13 protein-coding genes are annotated in these 13,138 nt (G+C 57.0%); 11 read left to right on the top strand and 2 right to left on the bottom strand.

The genetic code is table 11. From position 1 onward, the window contains the following. The first annotated feature begins 89 nt into the window (after positions 1-89). Positions 90-1,103 (top strand): TIGR04086 family membrane protein, encoded by a 1,014-nt coding sequence (locus FS690_RS14550; RefSeq protein WP_039379643.1) that lies wholly within the window; start codon positions 90-92, stop codon positions 1,101-1,103. 44 nt (positions 1,104-1,147) lie between these two features. Here FS690_RS14550 and suhB read toward each other — a convergent pair whose 3' ends face one another. Then, on the bottom strand, positions 1,148-1,951 hold the full coding sequence (gene suhB, locus FS690_RS14545) for an inositol-1-monophosphatase (protein WP_039379640.1): 804 nt from the start codon (positions 1,949-1,951) through the stop codon (positions 1,148-1,150). Between the two features lie 121 nt (positions 1,952-2,072). Between suhB and trmJ the strand changes: the two genes are divergently transcribed. The 5 genes from trmJ (at position 2,073) to sseB (ending at position 6,968) form a co-directional block, all read left to right on the top strand. Then, complete coding sequence (trmJ, locus tag FS690_RS14540; RefSeq protein ID WP_145339829.1) at positions 2,073-2,816, top strand: tRNA (cytosine(32)/uridine(32)-2'-O)-methyltransferase TrmJ; 744 nt, start codon at positions 2,073-2,075, stop codon at positions 2,814-2,816. A 140-nt stretch (positions 2,817-2,956) separates the two neighbouring features. Continuing rightward, a complete protein-coding gene (gene iscR, locus FS690_RS14535; RefSeq protein ID WP_039379638.1) occupies positions 2,957-3,454 on the top strand; it encodes a Fe-S cluster assembly transcriptional regulator IscR in 498 nt (165 codons plus the stop codon). A gap of 178 nt (positions 3,455-3,632) precedes the next feature. Further along, entirely contained in the window at positions 3,633-4,802 is a 1,170-nt protein-coding gene (locus FS690_RS14530) for an IscS subfamily cysteine desulfurase (RefSeq protein WP_145339828.1), read from the top strand. A 60-nt stretch (positions 4,803-4,862) separates the two neighbouring features. Beyond that, entirely contained in the window at positions 4,863-6,149 is a 1,287-nt protein-coding gene (pepB, locus tag FS690_RS14525; RefSeq protein WP_039385612.1) for an aminopeptidase PepB, read from the top strand. A 51-nt stretch (positions 6,150-6,200) separates the two neighbouring features. Beyond that, positions 6,201-6,968 (top strand): enhanced serine sensitivity protein SseB, encoded by a 768-nt coding sequence (gene sseB, locus FS690_RS14520; RefSeq protein WP_039379633.1) that lies wholly within the window; start codon positions 6,201-6,203, stop codon positions 6,966-6,968. Between the two features lie 143 nt (positions 6,969-7,111). Here the strand turns inward: sseB and sseA are convergent, their stop codons facing one another. Continuing rightward, entirely contained in the window at positions 7,112-7,954 is an 843-nt protein-coding gene (sseA, locus tag FS690_RS14515) for a 3-mercaptopyruvate sulfurtransferase (RefSeq protein ID WP_039385610.1), read from the bottom strand. A 314-nt stretch (positions 7,955-8,268) separates the two neighbouring features. Here sseA and ndk point away from each other — a divergent pair, with 314 nt between their 5' ends. From ndk to ispG, 5 genes are all read left to right on the top strand, one after another. After that, positions 8,269-8,700: a nucleoside-diphosphate kinase gene (ndk, locus tag FS690_RS14510; RefSeq protein ID WP_039379630.1), complete on the top strand. Its 432-nt coding sequence runs from the start codon at positions 8,269-8,271 to the stop codon at positions 8,698-8,700. 186 nt (positions 8,701-8,886) lie between these two features. Beyond that, positions 8,887-10,056 (top strand): bifunctional tRNA (adenosine(37)-C2)-methyltransferase TrmG/ribosomal RNA large subunit methyltransferase RlmN, encoded by a 1,170-nt coding sequence (locus tag FS690_RS14505; protein WP_039379627.1) that lies wholly within the window; start codon positions 8,887-8,889, stop codon positions 10,054-10,056. A 72-nt stretch (positions 10,057-10,128) separates the two neighbouring features. Then, positions 10,129-10,863 carry a type IV pilus biogenesis/stability protein PilW gene (gene pilW, locus FS690_RS14500; RefSeq protein ID WP_145339827.1) on the top strand — a complete coding sequence of 245 codons (735 nt, stop codon included), beginning with the start codon at positions 10,129-10,131 and terminating at the stop codon, positions 10,861-10,863. Beyond that, entirely contained in the window at positions 10,853-11,875 is a 1,023-nt protein-coding gene (rodZ, locus tag FS690_RS14495; protein ID WP_145339826.1) for a cytoskeleton protein RodZ, read from the top strand. The genes pilW and rodZ overlap by 11 nt, the downstream gene beginning before the upstream one ends. Before the next feature lie 38 nt (positions 11,876-11,913). Beyond that, on the top strand, positions 11,914-13,035 hold the full coding sequence (gene ispG / locus FS690_RS14490) for a flavodoxin-dependent (E)-4-hydroxy-3-methylbut-2-enyl-diphosphate synthase (RefSeq protein WP_039379618.1): 1,122 nt from the start codon (positions 11,914-11,916) through the stop codon (positions 13,033-13,035). Positions 13,036-13,138: the final 103 nt, after the last annotated feature.

Genomic DNA, 13,138 nt, shown 5'->3' with positions numbered 1-13,138 from the left:
TTCTCTGTCTACGCTAAATGACATCAGCTGAGAATTAACTTTTTTAAAATAAACTTTTATCAGTCGTCGTTTTTTGCGAGGAGAATACCATGCCTGAAATCCGGACTCATAATGGCATCACGGAGACCGTGACCGATACACATGCGGGACTGCCGTTAAAACGCATTTCATGGAGCGCAATATTTGCAGGTGTTATCGCTGCGCTGATTGTTCATATATTACTGGGAGTATTGGGTACGGCAATTGGTGCTACGACCATTGATCCACAGCAGGAGCAAAATCCTCTGGAGCATCTTGGTACTGGCGCGCTGATCTGGACCGGTGCCAGCATGCTGATTGCGATGGCGGTAGGTAGCTATATCGCCGGCCGTCTGGCACAGCGCGAAGGCGCACTGCACGGTTTACTGATGTTTGGTGTCAGTACGCTTATTACTCTGTGGCTGGCTTTCTCTCTGGCAAGCGGTATTATTGGCGGCGCCTTTAATATTCTGGGTTCAGGTGTAAATGCGCTGGGTAATGGTATTTCTTCTGTTGCGCCTTCGCTGACCAATATGGCGAAAGAGAAGCTGCAGGAAAATAATATTAACCTCGACGATCTGCAGAATGAGCTGGAGACCACGCTGCGCCAGACCGGCAAGCCGGAATTACAGCCAGAAAATCTGCAGCAGGATGCAAATAACGAAGCGAACAACGCTGAGAATCAGGCAAAAAATACGGCACAAAATCCGCAGAACGCGGATGCTGATTTGAGCAACTGGTTTAAAGGCGTGCTGAGCCGTCATTCTGATACGCTGCAGGCTGCTGACCGCGATGCGCTGAAAAATATTATCAAAGCGCGTACCGGTAAGAGTGACCAGGAAGCAGAACAGATTGTTAACCAGGCAGAGCAGAGCTATCAGCAGGCGATGCAGAAGTATCAGCAGCTGAAGCAGGAAGCGGAGCAGAAAGCACGTGAAGCAGCAGAACAGGCCGCCGCTGCTACGGCGAAAGCGAGCTGGTTCACCTTCATCATGCTGATTATCGAAGCCGTGCTGGCAGCGATTCTGGGTGGTGTAGGTCGCCGTACTCAGCCGCGTCAGGTGTTAACGCACGAACGTCGTTAATCAGTACCGTTAAAAAAGGCGGCCCGCGGGCCGCCTTTTTTTGCTTAGCGCTTCAGCGCTTCGCTCAGCTCTTCGCGCATATTAGCCAGCATGGCTTTTACGACGCGCGGATTGCCGGCTACGATGTTACCTGAGTGCAGATAACCGTGGTTGCCGGTGAAGTCAGTCACCAGGCCACCCGCCTCACGTACCAGCAGCTCACCCGCTGCAAAATCCCACGGCTTCAGGCCAATTTCGAAATAGCCATCCACGCGGCCGGCTGCGACATAAGCCAGATCCAGCGCGGCTGAACCGCTGCGACGGAAATCTGCGCACTGGGTAAACAGTTTGCCAACAATATTGATATATGGCGTTGCGTGCTGCTTAACCTTGAACGGGAAGCCGGTCGCCAGGATGGTGCCATCCAGATCGCGGGCGTTGCTGCCGCGCAGACGATAGCCATTCAGCTGTGCGCCCTGACCGCGTACGGCGGTGAAGAGTTCATTTCGCATTGGATCGTAAACCACAGCCACTTCAGTGCGGCCTTTAATGCGCACGGCAATAGAGACGGAGAAGTGTGGCAGACGTTTGATGAAGTTGGTGGTGCCATCCAGCGGATCGATTACCCATTGAATATCCTGATCCTCACCCGCCAGCTCACCGCTCTCTTCGGTGATGATGGTGTGTTGTGGGTAAGATTTACGAATGACTTCGATAATCAGGCTTTCTGCGTCACGGTCAACATTGGTCACGAAGTCGTTGCTGCCTTTCTGGCTGGCTTCGACAGCGTCCGGGGTTTCGTAATTTTTGGCAATTAAATTTCCGGCCTTGCGCGCTGCGCGCACGGCGATGTTGAGCATCGGATGCATCGGTATCTCTCGCTGGATGTTAAAGAACGGGGAAAACGGCGCGGAGTATAGCAGCGTGTTCAGCAAATGTCCTGCATTTATGTTAGGATGCGCGTCATCATTTTCTCACCCGCTCATAATTATGCTGCAAAATATCCGAATTGTACTGGTTGAAACGTCCCACACCGGCAACATGGGTTCTGTTGCCCGCGCCATGAAAACCATGGGGTTAAGCAACCTTTATCTGGTGAATCCGCTGGTTAAACCTGACTCGCAGGCGATCTCTCTTGCGGCGGGTGCCAGCGACGTTATCGGCAACGCCCGCATTGTTGATACGCTGGATGAGGCGATTGCCGGCTGCAGCCTGGTGGTCGGCACCAGCGCCCGTTCACGGTCGTTGCCATGGCCGATGCTGAATTCACGCGAGTGCGGCATTAAGAGCGCGGAAGAGGGGCAGCAGGCACCGGTCGCCCTGGTATTTGGCCGTGAGCGCGTCGGACTGACCAACGACGAACTGCAGAAGTGCCATTATCACGTAGCTATTCAGGCTAACCCGGAGTACAGCTCGCTGAATCTGGCGATGGCGGTGCAGATTATCGCTTATGAAGTGCGTATGGCGTGGCTGGATGCGCAGGAAAAAGCGGCTCCGCAGCCGGAATATGAAGCCTCACCTTATCCGCTGGTGGACGATCTGGAACGCTTTTATCAGCATATCGAGCAGATGATGCTGGAAAGCGGCTTTATCCGTACCGGCACGCCGAGCCAGGTGATGAGCAAACTGCGCCGCCTCTATACGCGCGCCCGTCCGGAACGCGATGAGCTGAATATTCTGCGCGGCATGCTCTCCTCCTTTGAAAAACCCAAAGGCGATAAGGGTAATAGTTGAGTAAAACGCCAGGTTAAATAGTTGAGTAAATTACTCGGTTAAATAGTTGACCAAAATACTCGGGAATGGCAGACTGCGCTGACTGACATTCCACCGATAACCCGCCTGAGTAAGGGCGGATGCCGACGAGGTTTTACGCTATGAGACTGACATCCAAAGGACGCTATGCCGTTACCGCTATGCTGGACGTAGCCCTGCATTCGCATGAGGGGCCGGTACCGCTGGCGGATATTTCCGAGCGTCAGGGGATTTCACTCTCCTATCTGGAACAGCTGTTCTCGCGTCTGCGTAAGCACGGCCTGGTTGCCAGCGTGCGCGGGCCGGGTGGCGGTTATCTGCTGGGCAAAGATGCTAATGCTATCGCAGTGGGTGCGGTGATCACCGCGGTAGATGAGTCGGTGGATGCGACCAAATGTCAGGGTAAAGAGGGCTGTCAGGGTGGCGAACGCTGCCTGACTCACGTGCTGTGGCGCGATCTCAGCGAGCGCATCAGCGATTTCCTGAACAATATTACGCTGGCTGAGCTGGTGAATAATCAGGAAATCCTTGATGTTGCCGATCGTCAGAACAGCGTGGATAACCGTCGTTTTCAGCAGCACCGCGTGCAGGAAACCATCAACGTTAATCTGCGTGCCTGATCGCAATCATATTGCCTGACTGAAGACTGACTTTTACAAAGCCCCGGGCGCTTAGCGATGAAGCCCCCGGGGCTTTGTGCTGTTAGCGCTCCCGTTACCGGCCGCATGACCGGTTTACTCTCTGCAGGCTGAATCATGCTATAAAGACCTGTGTTTTATTTTACGGAGTTACAGCGCCATGAAATTACCGATCTATCTGGATTACGCAGCGACCACGCCTGTGGATCCACGGGTCGCCAGCAGAATGATGCAGTGTCTGACGCTGGATGGCACCTTCGGTAATCCCGCATCCCGTTCCCACCGCTTTGGCTGGCAGGCTGAAGAGGCCGTGGATGTTGCCCGCAATCAGATTGCGGCGCTGGTTAACGCCGATCCGCGCGAGATTGTCTTTACCTCCGGCGCGACCGAAGCGGATAACCTCGCTATTAAAGGGGCAGCACACGCCCGTCAGGCGCGCGGACGGCATATCATTACCAGCCAGACGGAACATAAAGCGGTACTCGATAGCTGTCTGCAGCTGGCGCGCGAAGGGTTTGACGTGACCTGGCTGACGCCCGGCAGCGACGGTATTGTCACGCCGGATATGCTGGCTGCCGCACTGCGCGACGATACCGTGCTGGTATCGCTGATGCACGTGAACAACGAAACGGGTGTCATCCAGGATATTGCGGCGCTGGGCGCGCTCTGTCACGCGCGTGACATTTTGTTCCACGTGGACGCCACGCAGAGCGTGGGCAAGCTGCCGCTTGACGTCAGCACGCTGCCGGTGGATCTGATGTCGTTCTCGGCGCATAAGCTCTATGGACCCAAAGGCATCGGTGCGCTCTGGGTACGCCGCAAGCCGCAGGTGAAGATTGACGCACAGATGCATGGCGGCGGGCATGAACGCGGTATGCGTTCCGGAACGCTGCCGGTGCATCAGATTGTTGGTATGGGTGAAGCCTATGCGCTGGCAGGCGAGGTGATGGCAGAGGAGATGACGCGACTCGCCACGCTGCGCCAGCGGCTCTGGCAGGGCATCAGCCAGCTGAGCGGCGTACAGCTCAACGGCTCGCTGACGCACAGCGCGCCAAATATCCTTAACATCAGCTTTGCGCAGGTTGAGGGTGAATCACTGATTATGGCGCTGAAAGATCTGGCGCTTTCATCCGGCTCAGCCTGTACCTCGGCGAGTCTGGAACCCTCCTATGTGCTGCGCGCAATGGGCGTTGAGCCGGAGCTGGCCTACAGCTCGCTGCGCTTTTCGCTGGGGCGTTTCACTACGCAGGAGGAGATTGACTACGCGATTGCGCTGGTCAATAAAGCCGTCAGCCGGATGCGGGCCGTTGCCCCGGCAGCCGCCCGCTGATCCATGCCACTCCGCGCCGGTCTGGCGTGGAATGAGACCAAACGTAAACGGAGCGACGCGATGACAACACAACCGATGAATATTACGCTCAGCACGCAGCCTGCTGATGCGCGCTGGGGCGAAAAAGCCCTGCTGAGCAGCAGCGAGAGTGGTATGACGCTGCACCTTACGGGCAGTGATGCGCTGCTGACGATTCAGCGCGCGGCGCGCAAGCTCGACAGCCAGGGCATCCGTCACGTTGCGCTGTGTGGTGACGACTGGGATCTGGAAAAGTGCTGGGCATTCTGGCAGGGCTATCGCAGCCCGAAAGGCGCGCGCCAGGTGGAATGGCCGGCGCTCAGCGACAGCGATCGCGCTGAATTCGATCGTCGTCTGCAGATTATTGACTGGGTGCGCGATACCATTAACCTGCCCGCGGAAGACCTGAGCCCGGAACAGCTGGCGCACAGCGCTATCGATCTGATCAGAGACGCGGGTGGCGATGCCGTCAGCTATCGCATCACTAAAGGCGAAGATCTGCGCGAGCAGGGGTATAGCGGTATCCATACCGTTGGGCGTGGTTCGTCGCGCGTGCCGGTACTGCTGGCGCTTGACTTCAACCCGACCGGTGACGCAGATGCGCCGGTTTACGCCTGTCTGGTCGGTAAAGGGATCACCTTTGATACCGGCGGCTACAGCCTGAAGCAGAGCGCATTTATGGACTCTATGAAGTCCGATATGGGCGGAGCGGCGACCGTCACCGGCGCGCTGGCGCTGGCGATTGCCCGCGGGCTGACGAAGCGCGTAAAACTCTATCTCTGCTGCGCCGATAACATGGTCAGCGGCAACGCATTCCGTCTTGGCGATATCATCCGCTACCGCAACGGTAAAACCGTTGAGGTGATGAACACCGATGCGGAAGGGCGTCTGGTGCTGGCGGATGGCCTGATTGACGCCAGCGAGCAGAAGCCGGAGCTGCTGATTGATGCTGCCACGCTGACCGGCGCAGCTAAAACGGCGCTCGGCAACGACTATCATGCGCTGTTTACCTTCGACGATGTGCTGGCTGAATCGCTGCTGGGCAGCGCCACCGGCGAAAATGAAGCGTTCTGGCGTCTGCCGCTGGCGGAGTTCCACCGCAGCCATCTGCCGTCAAATTTTGCCGATCTCAACAACATCGCCAGCCCGGCTCACGCCGCCGGCGCCAGCAGCGCGGCCGCATTCCTCTCGTGGTTTGTTGAAAAATATCAGCAGGGCTGGCTGCATATCGACTGCTCCGCCACCTACCGCAAAAGCGCGGTGGATCAGTGGTCAGCAGGCGCAACCGGACTCGGCGTGCGTACCCTTGCCAACCTGTTACTGAAATAATCCCGCTTCGGGCAGGCTGGCTCCTGCCCGCTTTTTTGGAATGAAACACGCATGAGTAATCGTCTTGAAGAGGTGCTGAAGCTGGCGGCCACCGAGCCGGCGCATCGCCCGGAGTTTTTTCAGCTGTTGCTGGCCGCAGATGTCTGGGTGCCAGGCGAAAGCCCGGCTGAACAGTTTAACGCGACCTCGCCCGTCGAGTTACAGCACTGGGAGAAAGAGGGAGGCGGTAGCGTGATCCCGTTCTTCAGCTCTGAGGCGGCTATGCGCGAAGCGATAACGGATGAACAGCCGTGGCTGCGCCTGCCGGCGCGTACGCTGTTTGAGATGACGCTGGGGGAAGCGCTGTTTCTGAACCCGAAATTACCAGCGGGTAAAGAGTTTACGCCGGGTGAAATCGCGCATCTGCTGGGTGAGGAGGGAAGTGCGCTGAGCCAGCAGACAGTGCTGGAGGGCGGCCACGCGCTGCTGCTGTCGGAGGTAGCTGAGCCGCCGGCACAGATGATCGACTCCCTGACCCAGCTGTTTGCTAAATATAAACAGGTGCGCCGCGCCTACATTGCCAGCCTGCGTGAAAGCGTGAACGAAGCGCCTAATCTGCTGATTGGTATAGAAGCTGACAGTGATATCGATGAAATTATTCAGGCTGCAGGCAGCGTGGCGACCGATACGCTGACCGATGATGCTCCTGTTGATATCTGCGAAGTGGATGCCGGACAGCATGGCGTCAGCCATTTTTTTACCGCGCATATCACGCCATTTTATGAGCGGCGCTGGGGCAGTTTCCTGCGCGATTTTAAAGGCAGCCAGCGCATCATTTAACCATCGTATGTTGATGCGTATGGCCCTGGCACGCGCATAACGCGGGAATTCCCTGTAGGGGCGCCATTCATGGCGCCCTGGTTTCAGGCGGGTGCGGATCCTGTAGGGGCGCCATTCATGGCGCCCTGGTTTCAGGCAGGTGACTATTTTTCAATCGGTAAATCGTCGCGGCTGCCCCATTCGCCCCAGGAGCCGTCATAGAGCGTTGCGTCGCGGACGCCCAGCGCCGTCAGCGCCAGAATCAGCACCACCGCCGTTACGCCCGAGCCGCAGCTGGCAACGATGGGCTTATCCAGCGCCACGCCTGCCTGCGCAAACTGCTGACGCAGCTCGGCGGCGGGTTTCAGCGCGCCATTCTCCACCAGACTGTTCCACGGCAGATTCAGGCTGTACGGAATATGTCCGCGCAGCAGGCCGGGACGCGGCTCATCCACCTCAGCGTTAAAGCGGTTTGCTGCGCGCGCGTCCACAATCTGCGCGCCTCCTTCATGGCTGAGCAGCAGTACATCGTTCAGTCGCTTCACCTGACTGCTGTCGAAGTGTGCCGCGAAGTCACCTTCCGGCAGCGCCACCGGGCCGTCTGCGGTAGTCAAACCTGCGGCTTTCCAGCCCTGCAGACCGCCGGCCAGAATGGAGATGCGCTGGCAGCCAAAGGTGCGCAGCATCCACCAGGCGCGCGGGGCAGAGAAGAGATTACCCTCGTCATACACAATCAGATGCTTATCCTGCACCACCCCCAGCTCACGCATTGCGACAGCAAAACTCTCCGGGCGGGGCATCATATGCGGGTAAGGGCTGGTGTGATCGGAAAGCGCTTCAATATTAAAGAAAGCTGCCTGCGGCAGGTGACTGGCCAGATACTCTGCGGTGACATCGCGCACTGCATCCTGACCCGGCGGAACCATGCGCGCATCCAGCACCTGTACTTCTTCATCACCGTAGTGCTCATGCAGCCACTCAGCAGATACAAACAGGGGAACCGTCATTGCCATCTTCTCTCTTCTTGCGGAAAAGGTCAGTCTCCGGGAATGTGCAGGCTATCTCAAGCGCGCAATGGCTAAAGTGAGCGCCGCGGGATGAAAATGCAGCATCTGTTCTGCTGAAGATATCCGGCCTGCAGCACAGGGCGTAAACCCGTGGCGGGTGCGTCACGGTGCAGCCTGCACCGCAAAAAGTAATTATTTTCAATAATTCCACCAATCACTCATAGGCAACACGCGTTGATCTCCCTATAATCGGCGCGTTTTTCTTACCGGGAGAGGGTTCCCGGTTTATTCAGGATGCTAATTCAGAGGTAATCATGGCAATCGAACGTACTTTCTCCATCATTAAACCAAACGCCGTTGCTAAGAACGTTATCGGTGCTATCTACAACCGTTTTGAGAGCGCGGGCTTCAAAATCGTTGGCGCAAAAATGCTGCACCTGACCAAAGAGCAGGCTGAAGGCTTCTACGCTGAGCACAAAGGCCGTCCATTCTTTGATGGTCTGGTTGAGTTCATGACCTCTGGCCCGGTAGTGGTTTCTGTTCTGGAAGGCGAAAATGCCGTTCAGCGTCACCGTGACCTGATGGGTGCGACCAATCCGGACAACGCACTGGCAGGCACCCTGCGTGCAGATTACGCGGACAGCTTCACCGAAAACGCGACCCACGGTTCTGACTCTGCAGAGTCTGCTGCCCGTGAAATCGCTTACTTCTTCGCTGAAAACGAAGTCTGCGCGCGCACCCGCTAAGTGCATTGCGGCTGAAGCGGACAGGGGAGTTTACACCTTTTACGCTGGCGTAAAACGGTTACCCTGGCATCGTGCCGCAGTTATAGTACAATAATGCGCCCCTGTTGAGCCTGGCTCAGCCGGGGCGCTGTTTTTTCTTCTTCCTAACCAGAGCCGTAACGTGTAACAACGAGGCCAGAGATTATTATGTCCGAACAGATTGTGACGCCAGCTGACGCGTCCCCCGCCGTGGTTTCTCCTAAAAACGAAAAAATTAACCTGCTCGATCTCAATCGTCAGCAGATGCGTGAATTTTTTATCGAAATGGGCGAGAAGCCGTTCCGTGCCGATCAGGTCATGAAGTGGATTTACCACTACTGCTGCGACGATTTCGAGCAGATGACGGATATCAATAAAGTGCTGCGCGGCAAGCTGATGCAGCGCGCAGAGATCCGCGCGCCGGAAGTCGCGGAAGAGATGCGCTCCAGCGACGGCACCATCAAATGGGCGATTCGCGTAGGCGATCAGCTGGTGGAGACGGTCTATATTCCGGAGGCGGAGCGCGCCACGCTGTGCGTCTCTTCTCAGGTAGGCTGCGCGCTGGAGTGCAAATTCTGCTCTACGGCGCAGCAGGGTTTTAACCGCAACCTGCGCGTTTCCGAAATTATTGGTCAGGTATGGCGCGCGGCCAAAATTATTGGCGCCGCGAAAGTCACCGGCCAGCGTCCTATTACCAACGTGGTGATGATGGGCATGGGTGAGCCGCTGCTCAACCTGAACAACGTCGTGCCGGCGATGGATATTATGCTGGATGATTTTGGCTTTGGCCTCTCCAAGCGCCGCGTCACGCTCTCCACCTCAGGCGTTGTGCCCGCGCTGGACAAGCTTGGCGATATGATTGACGTAGCGCTGGCGATCTCGCTGCACGCGCCGAACGATACCATTCGCGATGAAATTGTCCCAATCAACAAAAAATATAATATCGAAACCTTCCTGGCGGCGGTGAAGCGCTATATCGGCAAATCCAATGCCAATCAGGGCCGCGTGACCATTGAGTATGTGATGCTGGACCATATCAACGACAGCACCGACAATGCGCATGAGCTGGCGGCGCTGCTGAAGGATACGCCCTGCAAGATCAACCTGATCCCATGGAACCCCTTCCCGGGTGCACCTTATGGCCGCAGCTCCAACAGCCGTATCGATCGCTTCTCTAAAGTGCTGATGGACTATGGCTTTACCACTATCGTGCGTAAAACCCGCGGCGATGATATCGATGCGGCCTGCGGCCAGCTAGCGGGCGATGTGATCGACCGTACCAAGCGTACGCTGCGTAAAAAGATGGCGGGTGACGCTATCTCTGTGAAGGCGATCTGAAACCACACGCCCGCCGATTCGCTGCGGGCGTAAAGCGTGGCACTCTCCCGGTTTATTCGCAGGGAGAGCGCTATGCTAAAAGGATTAGGTATTGCCGTTGCGGCAGGCTTTGTTGTAACCGGGTGTGTCACCGGCCCGTCATCACATCGTGCGGCGGATATTCGTCTGCAGCTGGGACTGCACTATTTAGCCGCAAATAATTTAGCGGCTGCTGAACGCAATCTGCTGCAGGCGCAGCGCGTGGCTCCTGAAGATTACCGCGTGCCCCTGGCGCTGGCGCGGGTCGCTCAGGCGCAGCAGAATAGTACACAGACGCGCCGGTACTACCAGCGGGCACAACAGTTAGCGCCCGCTAATGGTTATGTCGCTAACAATTACGGTGCGTTTCTCTGCAGATTAGGGCAGTATGGCGAAGCGCATCAACAGTTTAAGCTGGCAAGTGCGGCGCCGGAGAGCGATGCCCGTCAGGATCTCCTTCTGATTTCAGGCTATTGTTATCTGCAGGCGGGCGACGAGGCCGCCGGGCGCAAACGGCTGCTGCAGGCGCTGGAAGCCGCACCTGAGCAGGGAAACTGGCTGCTGGAGGAGGGCGAACGGCAGCTGGTGCAGCCGGCAGGAAAAATGCTTCCCGTGCTTTTAGAACTCTACCATCAGCGTCTGCCCGCAACGGCAGAGAGTCTGTGGTTACAGATACGTTTCGCCGCGCAACAGGGAAACGCTGCTGACGTTACACGTTATGGCGACCGGTTGGCGCGAAGTTTTCCACAATCGATACAGTACCAGCGTTATTTAGCTAATGAATACTGAAGCCACTCAAGAAAAATCTGCAGTACATTCCACAGGTGAACGCCTGCGTCTGGCCCGTGAGCAGATGGGGCTGACGCAGCAAAACGTCGCTGAGCGCCTGTGCCTGAAACTTTCCACCGTGCGTGACATTGAAGAGGATAAGTCGCCGGCCGATCTCGCATCGACCTTTCTGCGCGGTTATATTCGCTCCTATGCCCGCCTGGTTCATGTACCGGAAGACGATCTGCTGCCGATGATGGCAAAGCAGGCGCCGGTGCGCGCGGCCAAAATCGCGCCGATGCAGAGCTTCTCGCTGGGCAAGCGCCGCAAAAAGCGCGATGGCTGGCTGATGATCTTTACCTGGCTGGTGGCGTTTGTTGTTATTGGCCTGACCGGCGCCTGGTGGTGGCAGAATCACAAGGCTTCGCAGGACGATCTGGTCTCAATGGCCGATCAGAACGGCAGCAGCGACGGCGGTCAGTCTATTCCGCTGGGCGATACCAGCACCGACAGCACCAGTGACAGCGACACCAATGCCGCCGGCACGCCGGTTGATAACGGTGCCGGCGCGGTGACCTCACAGAGCAGCACCGCTGGCAGCGCGGATAACAGCAGCCGCGCGCCGGCTGCCTCTTCGGCCACCTCTGGTGATAACGCGGTCGTTTCTCCTTCGCAGGCGCCGGTTGATAACGCGCCGCCAGCGGCCACCTCGCCGGCACCGGCCAACAGCGTCGCAGCTGGCAGCATGCCAACCGCGAGCGCGGCTGTCAGCCAGCCTGCAGGCGATCCCAACGCTTTGGTTATGAATTTCAAGGCCGACTGCTGGCTGGAAGTCAGCGATGCAACCGGCAAAAAACTGTTCAGCGGGATACAGCGCAGCGGTGGCAAGCTCAGCCTCTCCGGCACGCCTCCGTATCGTCTGAAAATTGGCGCACCGCGTGCGGTTGACGTGCAATATCAGAATCAGCCCGTTGATTTAAGTCGTTTTATCCGTAATAACCAGGTTGCCCGTCTGACGCTGGGTGCGCAATAACGCGCAGCGCGCTTTCCGGGGAATTGTGGAGAGAAAATATGCATAACGAAGCACCCATTATCCGTCGCAAATCAACGCGTATTTACGTCGGCAAGGTGCCAGTCGGCGATGGTGCTCCCATCGCCGTTCAGTCCATGACCAATACCCGCACCACCGACGTGGAAGCCACGGTTAACCAGATCCGCGCGCTGGAGCGTGTGGGCGTGGATATCGTGCGCGTCTCGGTGCCGACCATGGACGCGGCGGAAGCCTTTAAACTGATTAAGCAACAGGTCAACGTGCCGCTGGTAGCGGATATTCACTTTGACTACCGTATCGCTCTCAAAGTGGCGGAGTATGGCGTTGACTGCCTGCGTATCAATCCGGGTAACATCGGCAACAATGAACGTATTCGTCAGGTTGTGGACTGCGCCCGCCATTACAACATTCCGATTCGTATCGGGGTGAACGCCGGTTCACTGGAGAAGGATCTGCAGGAGAAGTATGGCGAACCCACGCCGCAGGCGCTGCTGGAATCCGCTATGCGCCATGTCGATCATCTCGATCGTCTGAACTTCGATCAGTTCAAAGTCAGCGTTAAAGCCTCTGATGTGTTTCTTGCCGTAGAGTCTTACCGCCTGCTGGCAAAAGCGATCGATCAGCCGCTGCATCTCGGGATCACCGAAGCGGGCGGCGCGCGGGCGGGTGCGGTGAAGTCGGCAATCGGCCTTGGTCTGCTGCTGGCAGAGGGCATCGGCGATACGCTGCGTATTTCGCTCGCAGCCGATCCGGTAGAAGAGGTAAAAGTTGGCTATGACATCCTGAAATCACTGCGCATCCGTTCGCGCGGGATCAACTTTATCGCCTGTCCGACCTGCTCACGTCAGGAGTTTGATGTGATCGGTACCGTGAATGCGCTGGAAGAACGGCTGGAAGATATTATTACGCCGATGGATGTCTCCATTATCGGCTGCGTAGTCAACGGTCCGGGCGAGGCTACCGTTTCGACGCTCGGCGTTACCGGCGGCAGCAAGAAAAGCGGTTTCTACGAGGATGGCGTTCGTCAACGCGATCGTCTCGACAACGATGACATGATCGATCAGCTGGAAGCGCGCATTCGTGCCAAGGCATCCATGCTGGATGAGAGTCGTCGAATCAGCGTGCAGCAGCTGGAAAAATAACCAGGCGGTGCGCGCCCGGCGCGTACCAGTTTATGAATGAACCTGTGCGGTTTCATCCTCATAAGGTATGATGCCGGACAGGTTTTTTTGTATTAAGAGATTT

It is taken from the genome of Pantoea sp. PSNIH1 (assembly GCF_007680655.1).
Taxonomy (GTDB): Bacteria; Pseudomonadota; Gammaproteobacteria; order Enterobacterales; family Enterobacteriaceae; genus Pantoea; species Pantoea eucrina.
Note: the sequence above shows the minus strand (reverse complement) of the source record. Positions and strands in the feature narration are given on the sequence as shown.

Excerpts from the sequence above, each read along its gene's own strand:
- pepB (WP_039385612.1), top strand. The coding sequence starts at position 4,863 with ATGACAACACAACCGATGAATATTACGCTCAGCACGCAGCCTGCTGAT.
- trmJ (WP_145339829.1), top strand. The coding sequence starts at position 2,073 with ATGCTGCAAAATATCCGAATTGTACTGGTTGAAACGTCCCACACCGGC.
- FS690_RS14505 (WP_039379627.1), top strand. The coding sequence starts at position 8,887 with ATGTCCGAACAGATTGTGACGCCAGCTGACGCGTCCCCCGCCGTGGTT.
- iscR (WP_039379638.1), top strand. The coding sequence starts at position 2,957 with ATGAGACTGACATCCAAAGGACGCTATGCCGTTACCGCTATGCTGGAC.
- sseA (WP_039385610.1), bottom strand. The coding sequence starts at position 7,954 with ATGACGGTTCCCCTGTTTGTATCTGCTGAGTGGCTGCATGAGCACTAC.
- suhB (WP_039379640.1), bottom strand. The coding sequence starts at position 1,951 with ATGCATCCGATGCTCAACATCGCCGTGCGCGCAGCGCGCAAGGCCGGA.
- pilW (WP_145339827.1), top strand. The coding sequence starts at position 10,129 with ATGCTAAAAGGATTAGGTATTGCCGTTGCGGCAGGCTTTGTTGTAACC.
- rodZ (WP_145339826.1), top strand. The coding sequence starts at position 10,853 with ATGAATACTGAAGCCACTCAAGAAAAATCTGCAGTACATTCCACAGGT.
- ispG (WP_039379618.1), top strand. The coding sequence starts at position 11,914 with ATGCATAACGAAGCACCCATTATCCGTCGCAAATCAACGCGTATTTAC.
- sseB (WP_039379633.1), top strand. The coding sequence starts at position 6,201 with ATGAGTAATCGTCTTGAAGAGGTGCTGAAGCTGGCGGCCACCGAGCCG.
- ndk (WP_039379630.1), top strand. The coding sequence starts at position 8,269 with ATGGCAATCGAACGTACTTTCTCCATCATTAAACCAAACGCCGTTGCT.
- FS690_RS14550 (WP_039379643.1), top strand. The coding sequence starts at position 90 with ATGCCTGAAATCCGGACTCATAATGGCATCACGGAGACCGTGACCGAT.
- FS690_RS14530 (WP_145339828.1), top strand. The coding sequence starts at position 3,633 with ATGAAATTACCGATCTATCTGGATTACGCAGCGACCACGCCTGTGGAT.